The 20,571-nt window shown below is 67.5% G+C and carries 22 protein-coding genes and 2 pseudogenes; 14 read left to right on the top strand and 10 right to left on the bottom strand.

The genetic code is table 11. The annotated features are described in order from the left end of the window. Positions 1 to 120: 120 nt before the first annotated feature. From ABH936_RS02330 to ABH936_RS02320, 3 genes are all read right to left on the bottom strand, one after another. Positions 121 to 348: a Rho termination factor N-terminal domain-containing protein gene (locus tag ABH936_RS02330; RefSeq protein WP_062256670.1), complete on the bottom strand. Its 228-nt coding sequence runs from the start codon at positions 346 to 348 to the stop codon at positions 121 to 123. A 295-nt stretch (positions 349 to 643) separates the two neighbouring features. Further along, positions 644 to 1,159, bottom strand: coding sequence for a hypothetical protein (locus tag ABH936_RS02325; RefSeq protein ID WP_404602495.1), 516 nt, complete (start codon positions 1,157 to 1,159; stop codon positions 644 to 646). A 689-nt stretch (positions 1,160 to 1,848) separates the two neighbouring features. Further along, the gene (locus ABH936_RS02320) at positions 1,849 to 2,616 is read right to left on the bottom strand and encodes an SDR family NAD(P)-dependent oxidoreductase (RefSeq protein ID WP_062256652.1); all 768 of its coding nucleotides are present in this window, start codon (positions 2,614 to 2,616) and stop codon (positions 1,849 to 1,851) included. A gap of 200 nt (positions 2,617 to 2,816) precedes the next feature. On the opposite strand from ABH936_RS02320, the gene ABH936_RS02315 reads away from it, so the two are divergent. Beyond that, complete coding sequence (locus tag ABH936_RS02315) at positions 2,817 to 3,428, top strand: DedA family protein (RefSeq protein ID WP_237723840.1); 612 nt, start codon at positions 2,817 to 2,819, stop codon at positions 3,426 to 3,428. A 95-nt stretch (positions 3,429 to 3,523) separates the two neighbouring features. Here ABH936_RS02315 and ABH936_RS02310 read toward each other — a convergent pair whose 3' ends face one another. Further along, positions 3,524 to 4,132 carry a hypothetical protein gene (locus tag ABH936_RS02310; RefSeq protein ID WP_006944651.1) on the bottom strand — a complete coding sequence of 203 codons (609 nt, stop codon included), beginning with the start codon at positions 4,130 to 4,132 and terminating at the stop codon, positions 3,524 to 3,526. A gap of 180 nt (positions 4,133 to 4,312) precedes the next feature. On the opposite strand from ABH936_RS02310, the gene ABH936_RS02305 reads away from it, so the two are divergent. From ABH936_RS02305 to ABH936_RS02295, 3 genes are all read left to right on the top strand, one after another. Then, on the top strand, positions 4,313 to 4,939 hold the full coding sequence (locus ABH936_RS02305; RefSeq protein ID WP_404602491.1) for a hypothetical protein: 627 nt from the start codon (positions 4,313 to 4,315) through the stop codon (positions 4,937 to 4,939). Positions 4,940 to 5,278: 339 nt separating this feature from the next. Further along, complete coding sequence (locus ABH936_RS02300; protein WP_404602489.1) at positions 5,279 to 6,424, top strand: hypothetical protein; 1,146 nt, start codon at positions 5,279 to 5,281, stop codon at positions 6,422 to 6,424. After that, complete coding sequence (locus tag ABH936_RS02295) at positions 6,421 to 6,696, top strand: hypothetical protein (protein ID WP_239303905.1); 276 nt, start codon at positions 6,421 to 6,423, stop codon at positions 6,694 to 6,696. The genes ABH936_RS02300 and ABH936_RS02295 overlap by 4 nt, the downstream gene beginning before the upstream one ends. A gap of 117 nt (positions 6,697 to 6,813) precedes the next feature. Here ABH936_RS02295 and ABH936_RS02290 read toward each other — a convergent pair whose 3' ends face one another. Further along, positions 6,814 to 7,602 (bottom strand): hypothetical protein, encoded by a 789-nt coding sequence (locus ABH936_RS02290; protein ID WP_404602644.1) that lies wholly within the window; start codon positions 7,600 to 7,602, stop codon positions 6,814 to 6,816. Between the two features lie 93 nt (positions 7,603 to 7,695). Further along, positions 7,696 to 8,552: pseudogene (locus tag ABH936_RS02285) on the bottom strand (ADP-ribosylglycohydrolase family protein); the annotation flags it as partial. Positions 8,553 to 8,657: 105 nt separating this feature from the next. On the opposite strand from ABH936_RS02285, the gene ABH936_RS02280 reads away from it, so the two are divergent. Further along, complete coding sequence (locus ABH936_RS02280; protein WP_404602487.1) at positions 8,658 to 9,419, top strand: hypothetical protein; 762 nt, start codon at positions 8,658 to 8,660, stop codon at positions 9,417 to 9,419. A 14-nt stretch (positions 9,420 to 9,433) separates the two neighbouring features. Here the strand turns inward: ABH936_RS02280 and ABH936_RS02275 are convergent, their stop codons facing one another. Continuing rightward, entirely contained in the window at positions 9,434 to 10,834 is a 1,401-nt protein-coding gene (locus tag ABH936_RS02275; RefSeq protein WP_404602485.1) for an SIR2 family protein, read from the bottom strand. 217 nt (positions 10,835 to 11,051) lie between these two features. On the opposite strand from ABH936_RS02275, the gene ABH936_RS02270 reads away from it, so the two are divergent. The 4 genes and pseudogenes from ABH936_RS02270 (at position 11,052) to ABH936_RS02255 (ending at position 13,457) form a co-directional block, all read left to right on the top strand. Further along, positions 11,052 to 11,324: a hypothetical protein gene (locus tag ABH936_RS02270; RefSeq protein ID WP_404602483.1), complete on the top strand. Its 273-nt coding sequence runs from the start codon at positions 11,052 to 11,054 to the stop codon at positions 11,322 to 11,324. Further along, a pseudogene (locus ABH936_RS02265) lies at positions 11,302 to 11,493 on the top strand (hypothetical protein); the annotation flags it as partial. The gene ABH936_RS02270 and the pseudogene ABH936_RS02265, both read left to right, overlap by 23 nt. Next, positions 11,451 to 12,698, top strand: coding sequence for a plasmid pRiA4b ORF-3 family protein (locus ABH936_RS02260; RefSeq protein ID WP_404602638.1), 1,248 nt, complete (start codon positions 11,451 to 11,453; stop codon positions 12,696 to 12,698). The pseudogene ABH936_RS02265 and the gene ABH936_RS02260, both read left to right, overlap by 43 nt. A gap of 156 nt (positions 12,699 to 12,854) precedes the next feature. Next, the gene (locus ABH936_RS02255) at positions 12,855 to 13,457 is read left to right on the top strand and encodes a hypothetical protein (protein ID WP_404602481.1); all 603 of its coding nucleotides are present in this window, start codon (positions 12,855 to 12,857) and stop codon (positions 13,455 to 13,457) included. Positions 13,458 to 13,467: 10 nt separating this feature from the next. Here the strand turns inward: ABH936_RS02255 and ABH936_RS02250 are convergent, their stop codons facing one another. From ABH936_RS02250 to ABH936_RS02240, 3 genes are all read right to left on the bottom strand, one after another. Next, complete coding sequence (locus ABH936_RS02250; RefSeq protein WP_404602479.1) at positions 13,468 to 14,235, bottom strand: hypothetical protein; 768 nt, start codon at positions 14,233 to 14,235, stop codon at positions 13,468 to 13,470. A gap of 220 nt (positions 14,236 to 14,455) precedes the next feature. Next, on the bottom strand, positions 14,456 to 14,920 hold the full coding sequence (locus tag ABH936_RS02245; RefSeq protein WP_404602477.1) for a very short patch repair endonuclease: 465 nt from the start codon (positions 14,918 to 14,920) through the stop codon (positions 14,456 to 14,458). After that, positions 14,907 to 15,332: a hypothetical protein gene (locus ABH936_RS02240; RefSeq protein WP_404602475.1), complete on the bottom strand. Its 426-nt coding sequence runs from the start codon at positions 15,330 to 15,332 to the stop codon at positions 14,907 to 14,909. The genes ABH936_RS02245 and ABH936_RS02240 overlap by 14 nt, the downstream gene beginning before the upstream one ends. A gap of 150 nt (positions 15,333 to 15,482) precedes the next feature. Here ABH936_RS02240 and ABH936_RS02235 point away from each other — a divergent pair, with 150 nt between their 5' ends. The 5 genes from ABH936_RS02235 (at position 15,483) to ABH936_RS02215 (ending at position 20,561) form a co-directional block, all read left to right on the top strand. Next, positions 15,483 to 15,671, top strand: coding sequence for a helix-turn-helix domain-containing protein (locus ABH936_RS02235; protein WP_129392770.1), 189 nt, complete (start codon positions 15,483 to 15,485; stop codon positions 15,669 to 15,671). Then, positions 15,668 to 16,552: a hypothetical protein gene (locus ABH936_RS02230; protein ID WP_404602472.1), complete on the top strand. Its 885-nt coding sequence runs from the start codon at positions 15,668 to 15,670 to the stop codon at positions 16,550 to 16,552. Before ABH936_RS02235 ends, ABH936_RS02230 begins: the two co-directional genes overlap by 4 nt. Continuing rightward, on the top strand, positions 16,549 to 17,106 hold the full coding sequence (locus tag ABH936_RS02225; RefSeq protein WP_404602470.1) for a BREX protein BrxB domain-containing protein: 558 nt from the start codon (positions 16,549 to 16,551) through the stop codon (positions 17,104 to 17,106). The genes ABH936_RS02230 and ABH936_RS02225 overlap by 4 nt, the downstream gene beginning before the upstream one ends. Further along, complete coding sequence (gene brxC / locus ABH936_RS02220; RefSeq protein ID WP_404602468.1) at positions 17,103 to 18,836, top strand: BREX system P-loop protein BrxC; 1,734 nt, start codon at positions 17,103 to 17,105, stop codon at positions 18,834 to 18,836. The genes ABH936_RS02225 and brxC overlap by 4 nt, the downstream gene beginning before the upstream one ends. A 270-nt stretch (positions 18,837 to 19,106) precedes the next feature. Continuing rightward, complete coding sequence (locus ABH936_RS02215; RefSeq protein ID WP_404602466.1) at positions 19,107 to 20,561, top strand: hypothetical protein; 1,455 nt, start codon at positions 19,107 to 19,109, stop codon at positions 20,559 to 20,561. Positions 20,562 to 20,571: the final 10 nt, after the last annotated feature.

Raw genomic sequence — 20,571 nt, 5'->3', positions numbered from 1 at the left:
GACATGTGAGAGCGAGGTCTCGCGCTCGGCTGCCCGAACGGCGCGCCGAGGTGGGCGATCCGCCGAGAGGCAGCCGAGACGGTGGGCGTCCAGTCGAAACCGCCGTCTGAGCGCCGGGCGTCACCCGTCGCGCAGGGCCTCGATGAGTTCGTCCTTCGTCATCGTGCTGCGGCCTTCGACCTCGAGCTCGCGGGCGCGCTCACGCAGTTCGTCGACGGTCCAGTCGTCGTAGCTGCCGTGCTCGCCGCCCTTGCGTCCGACGGTGCTGCGTGACGAGTTCGCGGCCGCGTTGGCGATGCGGGCCGACTTCTCCTTGCTGTTGCCCTCGCGCCGCAGCGCCTCGTACATCTCGTCGTCCTTGACCGACGGGCCCGGGTCGTCGCTCGAGGCGTTCTTGTCCTGGTTCTTCGCCACGTCACTTGTCCTTCCATGCGCGTGATGCAGACGTCTCGATCATGCCTCGGCCGTGAGTAGTTCTACTCACCCTGCGAGGTGGGATCCAGTGATCGCATGGCCCGCGCAAATTGGAATCAACGCCCTCGTGTGCGCCTTCTTCGTCGGTCTTCTGCCGGTGCTTGCCGGGGGCAGCGCGGGCGCCGCGGTCGGCGCGCGCGTCAGCACCGCCCATGACGTCGCACCGCGGTCACGGTGCGTAGACAACCTTCGTCACGGCCACCGTCTTCGGGGCCATGTTGTTGACGCTGTACTGCGCAGTCCACGTCGCGTTGGTCTTGTCGAAGTATTTCTGCCCAGCACCCTTCGTAGGGTCGAAATCCTTGGGCAGCAACAGCACTGCGTCGCCGGCGTTGTCGCAGTAAAGCCAGCTGCGACGGTCTTGGTAGTGCGTCGTCTGGTCGTGCGACGCAGCGGAACACGTCGCCCCGTTGGTGAGCTTCACCTGCAGGGGAGTCGGCTGCTCGCCGGGGTCGCGCGGCCGGATCTTCGAGACGTTCGACGGGAACCGTACCGCCATCTTCTGTTCGAGGCTCTGCAGGCACAGCACGTTTCCGGTCGCCTTCTCCTTCTGGCACGCGATGAGACCGGCGGCGATCGCCCCGCACGTGAAGGACTTGCCGGTCTTGGAGTAGGGGCTGACATCGGCGCTGGGTGAGGACGAATCGAAGCCCATGCTGCAGCCGTCGTTGTCGAGGGTCGGCACGTTCCACGATGCGTCGGGCCAGACGGTCGTGCTGACGGTGGGGGCACTGGCGATGGTGGCAGGGGCCGACGATCGCGCGGTGTTCGATGCTCGGGACGAAGAACCGGCCGGGGAGGGCGACGTCGCGGACGGTTCCGAGGGACCTGACGACGCGCTCGCGCTGGTAGCTGGTGAGGACGCCGACGTGGCGGACGACGATGTCGACGTAGCAGCAGCTGGCGTCGAGGTCGTCGAGGAGGCTGACGTCGAGGATCTCGGTGAGGGCGAGGTACTCGGCGCGCTGGGTGGGGTGGAGTCGGCGGTCGTGTCGCCGGAGCCGCCGCATGCCGCCAGGGCGAGCGTCAGCGCACCGAACGACGCGAGGGTGAGTGAGCGGATACGGGCCATGGTGTCTCCCGGGGTCAGCGTGCTGCCTGTGGGTTCACCACGAGCACATCACACGTGGGCGCCGCGTGGTGGTTCGGCGTGTGCAGTACCCAAGGTTCACGCGACGTTCGTGCTGGCTCGCCTCGAGAAGGGGCGGCATGCGCTCCGACGAGTACCCACACGCGGTCGTCACCAACGCCGACGAACCCGGCGTCGACGAGCCGACGAGCTGACGCTCCGTCGAGTCCGGCCGGACGAGAACGCGGAAACGGCGCACCGCAGCGGCTCTCCCCGTCATTCGCTCGGGGAGAGCCGCCGATGCGTCAGCGGCGCGGCTGGCCGTTGGAGGCGGTCGTGCCGCCGTCGACGGGGATGATCTGGCCGGTGATGTACTGAGCGTCCTTGGTCGACAGGAACAGCGCGATGCCGGCGAGGTCCTCGGGCACACCGACGCGGCCGAGCGCGAGGCGGTCGACGAAGGGCTGCAGGTCGTCGTCGCTGTCGGCCATGTCCGCCGTCATCGGCGTCTTGGTGAAGGCGGGCGCGATGCCGTTGATGCGCACGCCCTTGGCGCCCCAGTCGAGGGCGGCGCTCTGGATGAGGCCGCTGAGCGCGTACTTCGTCGAGTTGTAGACGGGCTGGCCCCAGTCGCCGCCGATGCCGCTGACGCTCGTGACGACGGTGATCGAGCCGTTCGTCTTCGCCAGTTCGGGCAGCGCTTCCTTGAGCATGTAGAAGAAGCCGTCGACGTTGGTGCCGTAGGCGGCGGCGAAGTCTTCGTCGCTCGTCTCGGTGACGTCACCGCCGACGTGCTGGCCGGCGTTGTTGATGACGACGTCGAGGTGGCCATACGTGTCGACGGCCGTCTTGACGAGGGCGGCGACGTCGTCGTGCTTCGACACGTCGGTCTGCACGGCGAGGGCGTTGTCGCGCCCGGCGATGACCTCGTCGAGCTTCTCCTTGCGGCGCCCGGCGACGACGACGGTGGCGCCGTTGTCGAGAAACGCATCGGTGATGGCGGCGCCGATGCCGGTGCCGGCGCCCGTCACGATGACGACCTTGTCCTTGACGTCGTACGTGTTCGCTGTCATGACCTGCTCCTTCGCGCGGGGTCGTGGCTGATGCCACCTGGTTGTTTCCAGCCTGTCGCGCAACGGTGTTCGCGTGCAACTGCGGCGCAGATGGCGGGGTGGGCGCCGGGCGCGACGTCGCCGCGCGGACGATGCGTGGCCGATGCGGCAGCGCGGCGCTCGCGGGCGGCTTGCAGTGTGGAGCCGTACGCTGTGCCCTCGTGTCGAGCATCTTCGAGTTCATCCTCAACCTGCCGCCGTGGCTCGTCCTCGTGTGCGCGTTCCTCTTTCCTGCGCTCGAGGCGTCGGCGTTCGTCGGTGTGGTCGTGCCGGGTGAGATCGGCGTCGTGCTCGCGGGGGTCGTCGCGAATCAGGGCAAGCTGCCCGTGTGGGCGGTACTCGTGGCGTCGATCGCGGGGGCCGTCATCGGCGACTCGATCGGCTACGAGGTCGGCAAGCGTTGGGGTGAGCAGATCCTGAGCAAGCTGCCCGCCCGCCTGCTCGACAAGCGCAAGATGGAGAACGCGAAGGACGCGCTGCGCCGTCACGGCGGCAAATCGGTGTTCTTCGGGCGTTTCACCGCCGCGCTGCGCGCCCTCATCCCCGGTGCCGCGGGCATGAGCGGGTTGCCGTACGTGAAATTCGTGTTCTGGAACGCGCTCGGCGGGTCGATCTGGGCGACGGCGTTCGTCCTCATCGGCTACATCGCCGGCAGCCAGTACAAATCGGTCGAGCGCTTCGCGAACTGGATCGGCATCGCCCTGCTCGTCGGCATCATCGCCTTCTTCGTCGTCAAGCACTTCCGCGGCAAGCGCCAGCACGAGCACGCCTGACTCACACACGTCTGAGTCCGAGGCACCTACCGCCCGGGGTGGACGATGCCCCGCCGACATCCGTCGACGGGACGTTCACGCGTCCTGATGTTGCGTCAGTCGCACTGCCAGCACACGCCGCTGGCGGGCAGCTGCGTGAAGCATGATGGGCAGACGGGCTGCGGTTCGTCCTCGCGCTTCGCGGCGCGGGTGCGTTCGGCGGCGCGGTCGGCGCGTTCGCGGCGCACGATGACCTGCTCGGGGATGCGTGCGACGCCGCCGCTCTCGGGCAGGTCGGTGGCGTAGGCGCGGTAGCACATGAGGCGGTGTTCGGCGGCGTCCGCTTCGACGTCGGGTTCGCCGACGAGTTCGGGCATCGTCAGGCCCTCGGCGATGGGCGTGCGCCAGTAGGCGGTGCCGACGGTGCCGTCGGTCTTGAGGCACAGCGACGTCAGCGGCGGATCGCCGGCGGTGGCGGCCTGCACGGCGCACAGTTCGAGGATCTTGCCGACCATGTTCGCCGGCGTCGACGAGGTGTGGATGCCCGATTCGCGCTGCACGTGCTGCGCGAGCTCCTTGTAGGTGATGAGGCCGTTGTAGTGCGTCGCGACCTGCTGCAGACGCTCGTAGGCGATGCGCGTCCAGACCTTCAGGGCGTCGGCGAACTCGACGGGCGTGCCGTCCTCCGCGCGGTAGGTACCTCGTGGTGCGGGGGACGTCGACATCAAGCCTCTTTCGTCGGTTTCGTCGGTGGGGGTGCCCTCGAATTATCCCCCGGCGCGCTGGGGGGCTGCGACCAGCAGCGTCGTGAGATCACCCACGCTTGCCTGGGCGTTTCGTCGACATCGCGGGTGCCCGACGTCGGGGTGGGTGACGTGGCGCGGCGGAACAGGGACGATGGGGGCATGAGTGATGGTGGACGCATGCGACGCGACAGGTTCGACGGGCACATCGCCGGCGTGGGGACGGCATCGGGTCGACGTTTCGTCGTCGGACGGTGGACGCGCTCGCCGTGGGGATCCTTCGCGGACGTCATGGTGGCGCACCCCGACGGGCGACGGGAGCTGCTCGCCCCGAACGACGAGGTGGCCGAATACGTCTGTGCGACCTATCAGTTCGACGACGTGACGGTCGTCGACGTCGCGATCGACGGCGCCACGGGGGCTGGTTTCACGTGGAACATCATGGCCGGTGAGTTGGATCTGAGCCTGACGTTCGGTCGTCGTCTCGCGCTCGCGTGGCCGCTGTGGCCGATTCGTGGGGCGCTCGTTCACCCGGGCACGGCACGCGCGATCGACCCGTTCGCGCGCGTGCTCATGCCGGGGGTTCGCACGGCGGGGACGGCCGGAAACGGGCGTCGCGAGTTCTATCTCGCGCAGGATCTGCGCGCCGTCACGGCCGTGCGCGGCACGTGGGCGGGCGAGGACGTCGGAGCGCTCGCGGACGTCACCCCTGAGCCCGGCTTCGGATTCAGCTCGACGCCGCGCCGACCAGCCGTCACGACGGTGACGACGTTCGTCGAGGTTCCCTGAGCAGAAGGCGCACGGAGCTGAACTCATAGTTCGCGGTCGATTATAAGTTCGAGGCAAAAGCCTTGCGCTGCAACGGTTCACCGTCCCCGATCAGTGTGGCGAGAGCTGAACTTACAACCGAACTTATGGTCGCCGCGCCTACCTGGAGCGGACCGGCGGGTGCGCGCGGCGAGACGCGGAGGTGTTCGTGTCCCGCCGTTCGACGGTGGCCCCTGATGACGAGGTCTGCTGCGCCGATCAAGGGCGCTCCATCGCGAGGGCACGGGCGTTGTCACCGCTGGGGGCTACGTTGTGAGCAGGCCGAATGAGTCGGTCGTCGAGCGACGAGGGGTGGATGGCATGAGTGTGACGAGGGGTGAGGCGCGCCCGCTGCAGGAGGCTGGGCCGCAGCAGGCGTGGTGGCCTCAGGGTGAGCAGCCGCAGTGGGCGCGGGTGACGCCGTCGGATCTCGTCGCCGCCACCATCGAGGGCGACGATGCGGACGCGGTGGAGCTGCCGGCGTTGTGGCGTCTCGACGCGTTCGACGAGGAGCGCGAGCTCGTCACGTACGAACTGTGTCTCGCATCCGTCGACGGCGGCCCGGCCGGTGAGCCGACGTTCGTGTGTCGTGATGCGGGGGCTGTCGTGAAATTTCGTGATGACCTGACGTTCGAGACCGGTGACGATGCGCAGCCTCTCGCCGCGTGGTTCGCGTGGTTGCAGCGTCGCGATGCGCTCATGGCGTCGGAGCCGCGCAGCGATGAGTGGGCGGGCGACGATGTCGACTCGCAACTCGAGCGCGCGGAGGCTGACGTCGTCGCGATGGGTGAGCAGACAGCGCTGCTGTCGGTCTTCGACAGCGTTGCGGCGATTCGCGAGTGGGTGGCGCGGCTCTCGCCGAAGCCGCTCGTGCCGTTCGAGATCGTGGCCTTCGACGCACCGGCGTGGTTGGCGGCCAAGAGCGAGCGCAACGCGGACGGTTTTCTGCACGAGTACCACGAGACCTCGGACGAAGACCCGTCGCAGGTCGTCGTGAAGTGGCTCGCGGTGAAGCCCGACGTCGAGTCGGCGCAGACATGGTTTGCGAACGCGGAGAGCGGCGTCGGCTCGGCCTACGTGTGGGGCTACTCCGAAGGGGGCGCCCAGGTGTCGGCGTTCGCCGTCGAGCGGGCGCTCGCATGGGGTGAGGTGGCGCCGTTCGTCACGGACGAGTTCGCCGACGATGTGCCTGCGTCACGCCGGTGGATCGCCGTGCGCGCACAGGGCATGGTGTCGGGTATCGCTGTGCCCGTGGAGGATTCGTTCGTCACGGTGTCGACGGACGTGGATGGCGCGAGCTTCGTCTTCCGCGCCGAGGAGGCCGAGACGAGCGTCGCGCGTAGGCGAGCCGAGCAGGATTTCCGGTTGAAGTGGGCGCGCTGGTTCAACACCGACGAGGAGCTGACGCGTGACGAGTTGGCGCGTGGCGTCAGCGCCGTCGAGGCGACGATGAAGGAGCTGGCATGACGAACGCGATTCACGAACTCGGCTTCGGCGACACCGACTTCGACGAGTTGGACGACGGCGATAGCACCCGCTGCACGTGGAACGAGTGCGTGTGCACCGAGAGCCCGACGCACTACGTCGTGTTCGCCGAGCACGCCGGCGGCGGCGACGCGCAACTCTTCTGCGCGCGCCATTACGTGCTGACGCTGGCGCAGCTCATCGAGCTGCATCTGCCCGAGTGTTCGGGCGGCGCCGACGATCACGTGTTGAGGTACGGCTCGCTCGCCGAGTAGTCGCTGTCCCTGAGCACACCATGGCCGGACACTTGCTGGCGCTCAGGTCCTGGGCGTGTCGGGCGAACGCGCGGTCCGATCGTGACAACGACTGTTGCGGCTTCAGGCCATGGGCGGTCAGGGGCTTTCCGAACCTCGGCCGTCGACGGGCCGATTCGCAGTGGTGTCCTCCCGCGCGGCTGCCTTCGCCGCGAACGAGTTGAACCAGAGCGCGTACTCGTCAGAGCTGATGTCCCCCATCATGGAGGCCACGTAGACCGGCGAGAGGTCCGAGTCGACATCGTCGAGCGAGGTCAGTTCGTCGTCGTACCAGCCCTTGGGTTCGCGTGTGATCTCACCACTGATCTCCTGGGCCCTGCGGCGATCCGCCTGGGCGCGCCGGGCGATGAGGGAGGCTGTGTCCCACAGCAAGCCACTGATGCTGGGCACGTCGAGTGTCGACAGGATGGCGTGTTCGGCCTCGTCGACGCCCAGGCCGCAATGCTTGACGCCGTAGATCAAGGCGACTGAGGGCGTGCGGTGGTGAGCGTGGACGCAGTGCAGCAGTACGGTGTGGCCTTCGGCACGTAGCTCGGCGAGCGTGTCAGCGGCGTCCTCGAGGGATGCTGCGAGGTCGTTGTGTTGTGCGCGGTCGTCAGAGTCGACGAGCCAGAACTCGACGTGGTTCTCGGGCGCGGCGTCGGAGAACAGCCGGTCCTCGACGCCGATGCGGGAGAGGGAGACCACGGCGTCGGCCTGGGTGTCGTGGAGGCGCGACTGAGATCCGAGGAGCACGCCGGTGTCGAACGGGAGCGGCACCTCGCTGCGTCCGTGCGGCACGGACGATCGGCTCTGGAGGGGCCACTCGGTCTCGGCTGAAGAGGTTGCAGTGCGCAGCGCGAGCGTCACGAGGTCGCGGGCACGCATTCCGGGCCAACCGTGGACGCGTCGTCGCCAGGTGGCAGGAATCGCAGAGACGCCGTAGAGGGCGCCGACCATGGCGCCCGTGATGGCAGCGACGGTGTCGGTGTCATTGCCGGCGCTGGCCGCTGCCTCGATGGCGGCGCGGGCGTGATGCCGGTTACCACCCTCGAACGTGCTGTATCGCAGGACACGTGTCCGCGTGATGGCGGCGTGCGCGGCGCGCAGTGCGCCGAACGTCGAGCCGTTCGCATCGATCGTGGAGGGGTCTGTGAGGGTGGCTGACTCGAGCCATTCGCGCACTGGCCGCGGCGTTCTTCGGGCAGGAGGTCGAGGCCGGCCGCGATGTCGTACTCGCCCGTCAGGACGGCGTGTCGGATGGTCTCGGCGTGGAGGACGCACGAGTCGAGGACGAGGGGGTCGGCGTGCGTCAGTTCCGCGATCCGCCTGGCGTTCGCGGCGGTGAGTTCGCGGTTGTCGAGAGCCGTCAGCCCGACGATGCCGTTGCGCATCAGTGCCCCGTTCCCGGCGGAGCGCTCGTGCGTGCGCGTGAAGGAACGAGCCGCGTCGACGTAGTCCTGATGCGAGGTTTCGTCCGGTGCGCTGCTCGCGCGCCCGGTCTCCACCGTTCCCAGCACTGCGCGGGTCTGATTGCCGGCGTCGGTGGCGCCGGTCCTCAGCCAGTCGCTGAAGGCGTGTCCGATCCGGGTGAGGGCCGCGTCATCGAGTTCGTCGGCCTCCGCGCTCACGCGGGCGACACAGATCGCCATCTGGGTGTCGTCGCTCCATTCGCCTGGGGCGTAGGGTCCGAGACCGCCGCCGATCATTGCGGGACGTTCGTCGGTGAGGGGGCTGCCGAACTCGTAGGGGACGCCGAGTGCGTCGCCGCAGGCCAGTGCGACGAGGACGCCCGCCGCTCGGTCGCGCTGCGGCGTGGTGAGGTGAGAACGGGCCATCGGTACCTCCAGTACTTCGATGGGTCGACTCGACAATAAGTAAGTAGGCGGTAATATGTCAATAAGACACAAAAACGTGGAGGACGCATGCCGGGGGAGAACCAGATGGATGATCGTGCGGAGAAGGTGCTCGGGGATGCGTCTCTGGCCATCCGTTTCGACGTCAAGCAGGCGGCCGCCTGGCGCTTCATGGCGGAGGTCGTCCGCCGCCATCCACACCTGCAGATTCTCGAGATGCATGCGGGCGGCGGGATGTACGACGAGGTCGTCCTGTGGGATCCGCGCCGCGAGAGCACGCCGGTGCGCTGCAACTACGAAGGACGTGTGCATGTGGCGCCGTTCGATCCGTGGGGGCAGAAGGCGAACTGGCTCGACGTGCTCACGCGGGAGCCCCGAGAGTTCGTTCGGTGGGTCGAAGAGGTGACGCGTCTGGGCTCGCCATCGAGCGTGCCCCGTTCGACGCCGGAGTCATTGACATACCGGGCGATTGCCCATCTCACCGCGTCGCGAGCCTTCGAGCGTCATGGTGTGCGCATGCTCAACGGCGTCTTCTCGAGCTCGGCCTCTGGCGACGGCGTGCGCCAAGCAGCCTTCGACGCGGTGCCCAGCATCCACCCGCATCGACGTGCTGCGTCGAAGGACTCGCCGAGCGGCATGGGCGAGTGGCGTTTCTGGTTCGCGTGTGCCAAGCAGCCGGGCAGGGACCACGCGGCACCCGTCCTCGCCTTCGAGACCACGGGGCACGTCTGGAAGGCCGGCCCTGACGTGGGTGATCGATTCGATCTCAACCGCACCTATGAGGCCGTCGGCCGTGACTTCCTTCAGCTCATGGCGCGCTTCGACATGTGGCGCTCGCAGGAGGGGTGACGCGGTCCCGGTAGTCAGGCGATTTCGGGAACAGCCCACATGGCGATGCTGTCGAGGAGGATCTCGAGGTGTCGCGCGTTGTCGGGGACGCGGGTGTCGTCCTCGCCGACGGCATGCCATTCGAGGCTTCCCTGCCAGAGCCGGCGGCGGTGCACGTCGGGGGCGAGGGTAAGCACCGTCCCGAGGAGGGCGGCGTCGGGGGTCGTCGCCGTTTCACTTCCGCTGAGAGCGCCGTCGACATAGTGGGCCACCTCGTGGGTGAGCCGGAGGACGTTGTCGTCGGTCAGGGAGACGCCGACGAAGAGGACGTGGCTCGTCATGAGCATGCTCTGGAAGAGTGAGCCTGCGGGGCGATGACGACCGTCGTAGGCGACGAACGACGATCGAGTGAGGACGATGTCGCCCTCATGCTCGACGTCTCCGTGCATCTTGAGGATCCATGGCTGCGCGTGCACGGGCCGCTGGTACGGCAGTTTGGCGATGTCGCTGCCCTGCTGGGATCGAACGGCGGTCTCGTACAGGTCGTCGTAGTTCGTCGTCGCGACCTGGCGGCACTGGAGCCCGGCGAGCAGCAGATGCCCGAGTGCCGGCCGCCGGCGACCCTTGCTGTCGCGGTTAGACGCCGCCGCGACGACCTCTCGTCCCAGTGCGGTTCCGAGGAGCGCCTCGAGGAGCTGCGCCTGATCCAGGGGTGAGAGCGCGGAGAAGTCGTCGCGAAACTCCGGTGCCTCAGCATCGGATTCGCCTGTCTTCATGACCGCCTCGCGAGCGTGGTCGGGCAGCGTCACGGCAACGGATTTCAGCAGCCCGTCCCAGCTGGGCAGCCCAGCGCCCATGCTGACGCCGGCGCCGATCATGAGCGACAGGCTTCCCTCGCGCGCGCGACGCCCGAGTCGGGCTGCGAGGTCGTCAGGCGAAGAAGTGTGACCCTCTCGCCGGTGACGCTGCAGCGCCTCGAAGATCGGGCGTTCGGGGACGACGACGGCGAAGTCGAGGGGATGCTGATCTGTGAGTGCCGCCAGTTCATCGAGCACTGCGGCGACCATGGTCCCGGCCGGCTGACCACCGCCGCCGGCGCCGATCAACGGGAGTGTCACGAGGTGTTGTGCTCGGCCGCGCACCACGGAGCGCCCCGCGAGTGCCGTGGCGATCTGCGCCACGCGTTCGCGCAGGCGGGCGCGGAGCAAGGCGGCGTCCAGCGCGACGCGGTTGTCGTCAGTGACGTCGACGAACCAGAAGATGTCGGGCGAGACGCGCCCGTCGTGCGGCCAGCCGGCAGGGCGCTGGGGCTGATCGCCGATGAGGTCCACCCAGTACGGTGCCACGCTGAAGGAGGTGTCGGTCGGTAGCAGGATGGCGTCACACGTGACGTCCTGCAGGTGGCCGTGGACGAGGAAGACGTGACCGGGGCGCATCTCAGTAACCCTAGTGTCCGGGCGGCCCTCCTTGCCCGAACAGCGACGGTGTTGTGCATGACGCGGCCCGCAGGCCCGGATCGCCCGGAAGCGGAAGCGCTGATGGCCGAAAAGGTTCTCGCGGGTCCAGTGGCCTCCTGTCGAGTCCGGCGAGCGAGCCTTGGGGCCGCAGTGTCGCCAGCGCGTCTCGGGGTCGAGTCGATGACACGATGGGGGCATGGCTGATTTTGACGACCCGTCGGTCGAGGCGTTCATCCAGTCATTTCGTGAGCAGCTGAACGATGGGGAGAACTGGCCTGACGTCGCCCGTGAGCTCGGGCTGCCACCGCAGGCCGGCGGCAACCAGCACGCGTCAGGCGCCGGCGGCATGCCCGGCGCGGCGTTCGGCCTCCCCGCAGGGGGCGCCCGCGGGCTCGACGGGAGGCATCGCGCGCCGGTTCTTCACACCACCACCGCCGCGGCCGCAGGTGACGTTGCCGCCTGCCCGTGATGGCGTGCGGCTCCTCACCGTCCGTGTCGACGTCGATGAGGTGGAGCCAGCCGTCTGGCGCCGCTTCGAGGTCCGCAGCGACGGCACGATGGCGCAGTTCCACGACGTCCTCCAGGCGGCGCTCGGCTGGGCGGACGCGCACCTGCACCGCTTCACGCTCGACCGAAGAAGGACATCTGGGGCGGGCCGTACCTGGCGAGTGAGTGGGACGTCGAGGAGGGCGACGACTTCGACGAAGCGTCGGGCGTCGAGACCGAGGTCGTGCTCGATCAGGTGCTGCGCGCTCCCGGCGATCGCGTGTTCTACGTGTATGACTTCGGTGACGACTGGGTGCGCACGATCAAGCTCGAGAAGGTCTTCGAGCTCGCGACGAGCGGTGCACCTGACGCCGACGGCTCGCTCGCGGAGTGCGTCGCCGGCCGGTACGCATGCCCGTTGGAGGATTCGGGCGGACCGTGGCAGTACAACGAACTCGTCCAGGGGCACAAGGCGCGCACCTTGCCACGGGAGTTGGCGGAGTGGGTGCCGCCGGGCTGGGATCTGCCGCGCTTCTCGGTCGACGAGGCGAACGCCGCGGTCGTCGCGCTGTCGAAGGAGGAGGAGGCTCTTCAGAGGATCGCTGAAGAGGGGGCGGTGGATCCGTCGCCGATGCTCGGCCAGACGTTGCGGCGGGCGTCGCCGCGTGCGCAGGTGGTATTGCTCGGTTCGGTGTCGCGGGCCCGCAGGGAGCAGGTCGAACCGACGGATGCAGAGCGCGCCTACGCGTTGCGCTCGTGGGTGATACTCATCGGCATGCTCGCGGAGGGCGCGTTGCCGCTGACGCAGGCGGGCTACTTGAAGCCGGACGCGGTCGGCGCGATCGTCGACGAGCCGGGAACCTGGACGCATCGCAAGAGTTGCCGCGAGATGGACATCGAGCCGGTGAGGGCGCTGCACGAGTCGTTGAAGACGATGGGCTTCGCGCGTCACTATCGCGGCGAGTTCGTGCTGACGAAGGGTGGGGAGGCCGCCGCGAAGGCGATCCCTGCGGGCGAGCTGGAGCAGTTGGAGCGCGATGTGGCTGCCGCACTGGTACCGGCGAAGGAGAGCGAGTTCGAGCGTTGCGCGCGCACGCTCTACGCGCTGCTCATCGCGTCCGCTTTTCCGCAGGAGCACATGTTCGAGATGATCCGCGAACTCATCGCAGACGTAGGGTGGCGCATGCCCGACGGCGAGGCCCCGGATCGGTGGGGCATCGGCCCGTTCGTGTGGCCGAGCATGCCCATGTTCGAGCATGGCGAACGCAACTGTCGCTCGCTGCCATCGGGGCAGGACCACACCCCCGCTGCCCGCGCCCTGGCGTTCGATGCGGTGGCGGAGCTGGCAGACACTTGAGGAACGCAGCGCAACCCGGGCTGACGGGTGGCGCCCCGCGCGCCGGGAAGAAGGAGAGGTCGACGAGTGGACATCACGAGGATCAATGGGTACGGCCCCGACCACGAGTGCTGGGTCGGGGGTGGGCACGAGATGAGCCCGCCTCGGATGCGGTCGGTGCATGCGTCGAGCAATTCTGCCCAGACGGAGGTGTTGTCGGTCGTCGACGGCTTCCTCCAACTGCGCGTGCCGAGTGGTGACGCCGTCTGGGTGTGGAGTCACGAACCGTGGACTGCGGACGCCGGCGCTCCCGTCACGGTCGGCGAGGTCGTGCAACTCCACGCGGCTGACGTGGTCTCTGACAGCGACGTGTCGTGGGTCCGCGCCGTCACGCGGGTCGATGAGTTCGACGCAGGGGAGGCGCGTCGCATCGCGTCGGGCTCGGTGCGCCGTTGCGGAGAGTGCGGGCAACTCGAGTGCGACGGTGGCGCAGGGTGTCTCTGGCTCGCGGGGGACTTCTACGCCTTCGAGCTCACGGCGAACATGGGCGACGAGCGCTATGTCGTGGGGCTGGGCAACGGCATGGCCCGCATCGTCGAACGTGGTGGCGTCCTCTACCCGGCGGAAAGGCTGGGCACGATCGCTGCCCTGGGCCATGCGGCGTACTGGGAGGACGCCGGCGACGCCGACCTCGACGAGATCGTGCAGTCAGCGCGGCGCGACCCGCAACTCGACTACGGCCCAGGGGCGCCGAGGAGAGAACGCCGGCAGCAACGCTGACGGCCGTGGATCAGTCGTCCAGGTCGTAGGGATCGTCTTGCTGAAGCTGTGCCCGCAGCCATTCATCGTGCTTCGCCGGGTTCGCCAGGGCGTCGCGAATCGCGCGGTACTCGTCATCCTCGGCGAGGATGTTGCGTAGGTGTTCTCTGTCGTCGCCATCGAGGGCGATGGTGCACTCGAGCGTGGTGCCGTACCCGGAGCGCAGATCGACCAGGAGGCTCTCCCACGAGCGACGTTCGGCGTCGGGCAACTGCCCGGCGGCATCGAAGGGTTCGAGCTCGATCGCTGCGGCCAACGGCACTCCGATCGCACCACCTTCGACGTCAGCCAGCCAGCGCGCGACCACTTCGGCGAGGCACTCGGAGGTGAGGGCCATCTCGACGGGCGGGGCGGTGGCGTCACCGTCGGCGCTCGCGATGGCGCGGGTGGGGCTGACCTGGGTGAGGGTCCAGCTGGAGGCGCCGCTCATCATGCCGTCTTCGCTTCCCCAGTGGAACGTGGCGAGTGTGACGCCCACGGGCGCGTCATTCTGTGTGAGGAACGGGGCCCCGCTGGGTTCGGCGAACTGGACTCGCCTGCCGTCGACACATACATACCGGCGTGCCGACGCCTCCCAGGAGCCAGGGAACTCGTCGTCCTGCGACTCGAACTGCTTGGTGGAGAAGGCCCAGTCGTGCTCGTCGGGCTCTCCGTCGCCAGCCGTGCGGAGTCGGTGCAGCACCTCGTCCTCGGGGAATCCGCACACCCACATCGCGACGTTCGCCGGGACGTCGAACACGCTCACTTCGTCGGGCATCGCACTCGGACGAGCTTCGCTCGCCCACCCATCGGCCGTGCAGTGCCACAGCTGCCCCTCAGGGCCGTCGTGAGTTTGGCCCTGCCACAGGAAGCCTTCGCCGGTGCTGGCACGGCGAAGTATCCAGGCTGAGCTCGAGGCCGGCTCGAAACCGTGGGGGAGGTCTTTCTTGCGAGGCTTGCACTGGGGCATGGGCCCGAGGTTACCCGTGCAGAGCCGCCAAGACCCGGCTCGCCACCGTGTCTGGGTCCTCGTGCTCCCAGACGCGCATGACCGTCCACCCTCTTTCGACGAGAAGCCGGTTCGTGTCGGCATCACGCGCCGCGTTGGCGGCGAACTTGTCCTGCCACCAGCCGGTGTTGTTCCTGGGGGCGGTCGAGTGCTGGGGGCATCCGTGCCAGTAACAACCATCGATGAAGATGGCCAACCGAGCACGGGTGAACGCGATGTCGATGCTGCGCCGCGGCGCACCCGGCACCGGGTACCCGACTCGATATCTCAGCCCGTGCGCATGGAGGATGCGACGGAGGGCGAGCTCGGGGGCGGTGTCAGCTCGACGCGCCTTGGCCAAACGAGCTGCAGCTGCTGGGTCGGCGTGCCCGGATGGGACGCCAGCGGTGACGGCACCGGGCCTTCGTGAGAGGGCACCGCTGTCATTGCAGGTCACGGGGGCTGCCAGGCATCCGCATGTGACGATCGCGATCGCGCATCGTCTGCATGAGGGCGAAGCCGTCCACGGCGGTGAGAGTCCCCTCGGAGACGAGCTCACCCATGATGTGCATCGTGTCGCGGGTGGTGATCCCCTTCCGATCGGCGTGCTCTGCTGCTTCTCGATCGTCGGTGACCCACCACGATCCCCTGAGTTCTTCTCGTGTCTCGATCAGCACGAGTGTCAAAGCCTGGCTGAGGTGCTTGGTGGGCTCGGCCTCTCGACTTCCGAACACGACGCGGCGGGTGCGCAGGTTGTCGGGGGAAAGACGGGACTGACGCCGCGAAGTCATGACGCTGGAGACTTTCGACGCCGGCCACACCCTGTGCTGGAACACCGACCCCGGCCGGTGGCAGAGGTCAGTGACCATCTGGCTCCGTTCGCGTGTCCCACGTTGATCGGCCGCTCTCCGCACCCGCCTCGTTCGGCCACGCCCGGAGAAACCCAACTCAAGACGTACCTCCATCGGTATCATCGTGAATGTTGGCCTGACTGGGCCATTGAGCGAGGGAGGACCAACGTGGCTGAGCCGTGGCTGTCCGCAGACGACATCGCCGCCCACCTCGGGGTCACCAAAGACACCGTCTACACCTGGATCGCCGAGAAGGCCATGCCCGCCCACAAAGTCGGACGCCTCTGGAAGTTCCAAGCCAGCGAGATCGACGACTGGGTGCGACGAGGCGGCGCCGCAGGAGACGACACCCCATGAAGGCTCGAATGTCAGAGGTTCCTGCTGAGATCGAACCTGCGATGAAGCCCATCGTGAGCCCGATTCGCAACGCCCCGCTTCGGGTGTGTGACGCGATGCGCGACCGGAAGGAGGACGAGCGAGAGATGACGAGTTCACATGTCGCTGAGAGCGACTTCACGCTCGGCACGTTGCGGACGACTGCCAGCCATACGATTGGCATTCCCCACCTGATGGAACTCCTCCGTGAAGTGCCATCCGATGCGCCTGCCGACCAGTACCGCCAAGCAGTGGTCGAAGACAACGTCCTCGGACGGCCAACTCTGGCCGGGAGGCAGCGTTCGTTCCGCCACTTGCGCGAGTTGTACTTCCTGGACCTGTCGCGCGCTGAGTTCACGGCTTTGCGGTACTTCTGGGACATCGACCCCGCGTCGCGGCCGCTCCTTGCGGGGCTGCTGGCCTTCACCCGCGACGAGGTGCTCCGCGCCTCGTTTGCTGCGGTCGCGGACCTCCCGGTGGGATCGGGCGTGACATCGGCAGACCTCACCGCCGCGGTCGCCGCGCAGTTCGGCAACGAGATGTCGGATTCAACCCTTGGAAAGACTGGGCGCAATACCGGGGCCTGCTGGACCCAGACCGGTCATCTCGCCGGTCGCGCCAAGAAGGTGCGCACCGAGGTGGAGGCCCGCCCGGTTGCCATCGCATATGCGGCCTACCTCGGTCACCTTGCCGGCGGACGTGGCCTCGGCGTGCTCGACAACCCCTGGTCGCAGATTCTGGGGCTGGCCCCCGGCCGCACATTGGAGGCGCTGCGTGACGCGCACACCCAAGGCCTCCTCGACTTGCTCGTTGCGGGCAACGTGGCCGACGTGTCCTTCCCGACTTTCGGCAGCATCGCATGAGCCGCGTCTCCGATCTCGTCAATGCCTACAAGGCCGAGTTGCCCCTGGCATGGAAGGACAATGTCTCGGGCGGTGAGCGCGTCTGGATGCTCGTCTACCCGCCCGACCTGGAACGCCAAATGCGGCACGCTCTGCTGAGCATTGAGTTGGCGACTACCCAGGCTGGCCGCGTCTGGGCCGTACTAGACGTCACCGACGACTTCGGGCGCTGGCTGTCCTCTCACCGACATGCGGAGGCCTTCTATGAGGACCCGAGCGACCTTACTCAGTCGATCCTGGATCAGTTTGAGGCAACACTGGTCGCGCGCATCCGCCAGGCTCTCGAAACGGCACCTGAAAACGCAGTTTTGGCACTCGTCGGCATCGGTTCGATCTTCCCGTTCCTGCGAGCATCAAGCGTGATCAAGTCCGTTGACTCCGCGGTCACCGGACGCCTTCTCGTTCTCTTCCCCGGGCTTCACGACCCGGAGACTCATTCATTCCGCTTGCTCGACGCGCGCGATGGGTTCAACTACCGCGCCCGTGTCATCGATCCACAGAAGGACATCGCGTGACGACCAACAATGACCTCTTCGTCCGGCCTCCACTCAGCTTCGAGATTCCGAACGACGGCGTAACCAATGTGGACCGTCCCGAGGACTCCAACCAGTGGGACGTCCTCAAGTACGAGCTGGAGAGTTTCGTCTGCGAGGGCGAGTACGAGCACGGCCTCCAGCGTATCCTCGATTCCTACACCGGACATCGGAATCGAACGACGCAGCCCGCTGTGTGGGTGTCGGGCTTCTATGGCAGCGGTAAGTCCCACCTCGTTCGAGTACTCCAGCACCTGTGGGCCGATACTAGGTTTCCGAACGGTGCGACCGCGCGCGGTCTGACGAACATCCCCCAGGGCATCCACGACCAGTTGACGGAGCTGACAACTCTCGGCCGCCGCGACGGTGCCGCACCGTGGGCGGCAGCAGGTGCACTCGATCGCAGCGGCGACACCCTCAACTCGGTGTTTCTCTCGATCGTCCTCGGCGCGGCAGGACTGCCGACGCGTGTCGCTCCCGCCCAGGTTGCGCTGTGGCTCGCGGGGAACGGGCACCTCGACGCTGTTCGCGATCACGTCGCGACCAACGGCGGCGACCTCGTCGAGGAACTGGGCGAGTACAACCTCAGCACGCTGCTCGCGAACGCGATCCTTGCAGCCGACCCGCAGTTTGCCGCGTCGGCCAAGGACGTGCGTGCCGCGCTGCGCAGCCAGTTCCCGCCGGATACCCGCTCGTTCTCCACGGATGAGACGATCGCGCTGCTCAAGAAGATTCTTGAGTACGTCGGCGATGGCCAGGTACCGCCGTCGCTGATCGTCCTCGACGAGGTGCAGCAGTACATCAGCAGCGACGGCGGCCGAGCGATGGAGGTGCAGAACCTCGTTGAGTCTGTGTCGCGCGAACTGAACGGTCGGGTGCTGCTTGTAGCTACGGGCCAGCAAGAGTTGACGGCTGATTCGACGCTTCAGAAGATTCAGGACCGTTTCACCGTCGAGGTCGTGCTCAAGAACCAGGACGTCGACGCCGTTGTCCGCCGGGTGCTCCTCAGTAAGGAACCTGCCAAGAAGCCTGGTCTCGACAGCACGCTGTCCTCGGTCGCTGGCCAGATTTCCCGCCAGCTCATCGGCAGCAGGATTCAGCACACCGCGGCGGACGACAAAGACCTCGCTGAGGACTACCCGCTGCTCCCTGTGCGCCGTCGGTTCTGGGAGAGCGTGCTCCGCCAGGCCGACGCCGGCCGCGCTGGTCAGCTGCGTTCCCAGCTCCGCATCGTGCATGAGGCGAACCGCAAGGTCGCTCCCCAATCGGTGGGCACTGTGGTCGGCGCGGATTTCCTCTACTCGCAGAAGAACGAAAACCTCAACGGCGCGGGCCTTCTTCTTAAGGAGACGCAGACGCTCATCCACGAGCAGGGGAAGAAGGACCCCCTGCGCGGTCGCATCCTCGGCCTCATCCACCTCATCGGTCTGCTCCCTACATCGGGCCACGGCGACATCGGCGTCCGCGCGAAGGCAGACCATCTCGTCGACCTCCTCGTCGAGGACCTCGCCCACGACGGGGACCGGCTCCGCCAGCAGGTGCCTGCGGTCCTCGAAGCGCTCGCCGAGGAGGGCGTCATTCAGCAGGATGGCGAGGAGTTCCGCCTTCAAACTAAGGCGGGCCGCGAGTGGGACGAGGCATTCCGCAGGCACCACGCTCAAGTCACGGACAGCGAGGTAAGCACCGATCGTGATTCGCTGTTGCTCACTTAGGTCGGACGGTCGATACCCGCTTCGATCCAGCAGGGCCGTGCCAAGGAATCCCGCAAGCTCGCGCTGCACGCCGACGCCTCGCTTCCGCCGGAGTCCGATGCGATCTCGGTGTGGCTGCGCTCCGAGTGGGACGAGGGCATCACGGCGAAACAGTTCGACGAGGCCGCACGCAGCCTCGGAGTTGACTCGCCGATCGTTCTCATCCATCTTCCCCGACTCCAGGCTCCCGCGTTCGTCGCGGCCGTCCGTAACAAGCTCGCCGCGCAGAGAGTGATCGACCAACAGGGAATCCCGCAGGACGACGAGGGTAAGCAGGCGCGAAGCGCGATGCAGACCCGACTCAACCGTGCAACCGACCAAGTGAACGCCCACGTCCGCGATGTCATCGGCAGGGCGAACGTACTCCTCGGGGGCGGGACTTCGCCGAGCGGCGTGAGCCTACGCGAGCGGATCGAGGCGGGCGCACAGTCCGCTGCGACCCGTCTGTTCCCGCGGTTCTCCGAAGCTGACGACAACCGATGGCCGCAGGTCATCGCGCGCGTGCGGAGTGGATCGGCAGCCGACGCGCTCAGGGCCGTCCAGCACGACGCCGACCCAGAGCAGCACAGTGTCGTCAAGGAAGTTCTCAGTCATGTCGGCCCGGCGGGCACGTCCGCGAGTGACGTCGAGAAGGCCGTGACATCGAAGCCGCTCGGCTGGCCGCGAGATGCGCTCATGGCCTCCCTCGGCGTTCTCCTCGACACCGGAGTGATCCGTGCGACCCTCAACGGGAGCGACGCGACCACGGCCGACGTACTCAAGCAGACCCGCCTCGGCAACGTGCAACTCCGCCGCGAGATCACGGTGCTCAAGCCCGCCGAGAAAATCCAGGCCCGCCAGGTGCTGAGCAACCTCGGCTTCTCAACCGACAACGACGGACTCGTCTCGGCCGCCGAACAGGCCGTCAAGTTGCTCGTCGACCGTGCAAAACGCGTGAGCGGCCCCGCTCCGCTCCCGGACATCACAGTGCCGGGCAGCATCCAGGTGATCGTGAGCACGTCAGGAAACGACCGCGTGCACGCCCTGCTGGCGGCGAAGGACGACCTCGCGAGCCTCAACGACCGGCTCGGGGACCTCGAGCGGAGGTTCAAGAGTCGGACGCCTTCGCTCGAGTTGGCGCGTTCGCTTGCATCCTCGACCGCGGGGCTGGAGCCTGCGTCGGCGGCCCGTGAGCGGCTCGACGCGCTGGCCGCGAGCCGCGATCTCCTCACCGAGGCCGATCCAGTCGCTCCGATCGTCAAGGAACTCGCCGAGGCACTCCGCGATGCCATCCACGCAGCAGCAGTTGTGTTGCACGACGCCCGAGCGGCGGCTGTAGCTGGTCTCGAACGGCAGCCAGCATGGACGGCTCTCGGCGATGCGCAGCGCGAGGCTCTCCTCACGGAACACCATCTCGGGCCCGAGGCGGAGCCCAACCTCGCAGATGCAGCCGCCGTCCTGACGGCGGCGCAGGCTCGGCCGCTCCAGGGGTGGGCCGCTGAACTTGACGCCATCCCGCAGAGAGCCTCGCGGGCGCTCGAAGCGGCTATCCAGCTCACGACACCTGCGGCCAAGATGACCACGGTGCGGGTCTCGGCGGCGAGCCTGAGCAGCGCCGACGAGGTAGAGCGCTACGTCGAGGTCCTGCGGGTGCAGCTGCTCGACGCACTGAATAGCGGTTATGACACCGTGATGGTGAAGGGTTAACCATGGCGCC

It is taken from the genome of Dermacoccus sp. GAS27A, from assembly GCF_044909235.1.
In the GTDB taxonomy this organism is placed as follows: domain Bacteria; phylum Actinomycetota; class Actinomycetes; order Actinomycetales; family Dermatophilaceae; genus Dermacoccus; species Dermacoccus nishinomiyaensis.
This window is presented reverse-complemented; position numbering and strand designations above follow the sequence as displayed.

What these genes read in the sequence shown, in the direction of transcription:
- ABH936_RS02330 (WP_062256670.1), bottom strand. Translation starts at nt 348, where the DNA reads ATGTACGAGGCGCTGCGGCGCGAGGGCAACAGCAAGGAGAAGTCGGCC.
- ABH936_RS02320 (WP_062256652.1), bottom strand. Translation starts at nt 2,616, where the DNA reads ATGACAGCGAACACGTACGACGTCAAGGACAAGGTCGTCATCGTGACG.
- ABH936_RS02310 (WP_006944651.1), bottom strand. Translation starts at nt 4,132, where the DNA reads ATGTCGACGTCCCCCGCACCACGAGGTACCTACCGCGCGGAGGACGGC.
- ABH936_RS02305 (WP_404602491.1), top strand. Translation starts at nt 4,313, where the DNA reads ATGAGTGATGGTGGACGCATGCGACGCGACAGGTTCGACGGGCACATC.
- ABH936_RS02300 (WP_404602489.1), top strand. Translation starts at nt 5,279, where the DNA reads ATGAGTGTGACGAGGGGTGAGGCGCGCCCGCTGCAGGAGGCTGGGCCG.
- ABH936_RS02295 (WP_239303905.1), top strand. Translation starts at nt 6,421, where the DNA reads ATGACGAACGCGATTCACGAACTCGGCTTCGGCGACACCGACTTCGAC.
- ABH936_RS02290 (WP_404602644.1), bottom strand. Translation starts at nt 7,602, where the DNA reads ATGCGTGCCCGCGACCTCGTGACGCTCGCGCTGCGCACTGCAACCTCT.
- ABH936_RS02280 (WP_404602487.1), top strand. Translation starts at nt 8,658, where the DNA reads ATGGATGATCGTGCGGAGAAGGTGCTCGGGGATGCGTCTCTGGCCATC.
- ABH936_RS02275 (WP_404602485.1), bottom strand. Translation starts at nt 10,834, where the DNA reads ATGCGCCCCGGTCACGTCTTCCTCGTCCACGGCCACCTGCAGGACGTC.
- ABH936_RS02270 (WP_404602483.1), top strand. Translation starts at nt 11,052, where the DNA reads ATGGCTGATTTTGACGACCCGTCGGTCGAGGCGTTCATCCAGTCATTT.
- ABH936_RS02240 (WP_404602475.1), bottom strand. Translation starts at nt 15,332, where the DNA reads ATGGTCACTGACCTCTGCCACCGGCCGGGGTCGGTGTTCCAGCACAGG.
- ABH936_RS02230 (WP_404602472.1), top strand. Translation starts at nt 15,668, where the DNA reads ATGAAGGCTCGAATGTCAGAGGTTCCTGCTGAGATCGAACCTGCGATG.
- ABH936_RS02225 (WP_404602470.1), top strand. Translation starts at nt 16,549, where the DNA reads ATGAGCCGCGTCTCCGATCTCGTCAATGCCTACAAGGCCGAGTTGCCC.